Annotated in this window: 3 protein-coding genes; all 3 read right to left on the reverse strand. The window is 62.8% G+C overall.

Annotated elements, in window-relative coordinates; genetic code table 11:
* Nucleotides 1-9: 9 nt before the first annotated feature.
* Nucleotides 10-258 carry a hypothetical protein gene (locus GHO03_RS24635; RefSeq protein WP_106117520.1) on the reverse strand — a complete coding sequence of 83 codons (249 nt, stop codon included), beginning with the start codon at nucleotides 256-258 and terminating at the stop codon, nucleotides 10-12.
* Nucleotides 255-515 (reverse strand): hypothetical protein, encoded by a 261-nt coding sequence (locus tag GHO03_RS24640; RefSeq protein WP_106117521.1) that lies wholly within the window; start codon nucleotides 513-515, stop codon nucleotides 255-257. Before GHO03_RS24640 ends, GHO03_RS24635 begins: the two co-directional genes overlap by 4 nt.
* Nucleotides 512-728, reverse strand: a 217-nt coding sequence (locus tag GHO03_RS25265; RefSeq protein ID WP_178110382.1) for a hypothetical protein, incomplete at its 5' end; no start/stop codon positions are given. The genes GHO03_RS24640 and GHO03_RS25265, both read right to left, overlap by 4 nt.

Below are 728 nucleotides of genomic sequence, written 5' to 3' on the forward strand. Positions count from 1 at the left end.
CGCGAAACTTCATAGTTCCACCGCAAAGCCTCGCACACCAAGCCTTTCGGCAAAGCGACCCACCGCCGTCAGGCTGGCCCAGGTACGAATCACCTCCCGCCTCGACCGTACTGGAATCAGCCGCGAGTGCGGCCCGCCGAGGCGTACCGAAAACGTCCACTTGGTACGGGTGGTATCACGGCCGGCGACAAACTCCCTGACCGCGCTCTGTTGCACCAGGTGCTGCAGCGCGTCTTCGTGAATCCCGTCCCCGATCACAGCAGCAACGCCGTGACGCGCGCCTGAGCGGCGTCATCAATGATCAGGTACAGGCTTTCAATGTCGGCCGGCTTAAGCACCTTGAGCTCTTCCAGCATCTCAACAAAACCTTGCGCCCGCTCGCTGGCCAGATGCACCTGCAGGGTGTCGGCGGCGAGCTCGATGGCATTCATTCGACGGCGCAGTGTGGCCAGCACTGCAGGCGACGTACTGATCGCGGCTAACGGGTCGCTGCCGTTACCGTAACGGCCGCTCATTCAGGTACCACTCCGGACGGGCCGCCCAAGGTGGCCGCTTCACAGGCAAACACTGCAGCCTGTGGTGGGGGCAGCGCTCCGGCGTCGACCACGGCGTTTAACCAGTCCCAGAATCGAGTTACACAGCGCGTCTGTTGCTCAGCCACTTCCTGCAGGTGATCCAGTAACTGCGCCTCCAACATCTCGGTCGAGGTGGCCAGCATTTGCGGCTGC

Source organism: Pseudomonas sp. FSL R10-1339 (genome assembly GCF_009600545.1).
Classification (GTDB): Bacteria; Pseudomonadota; Gammaproteobacteria; order Pseudomonadales; family Pseudomonadaceae; genus Aquipseudomonas; species Aquipseudomonas bubulae.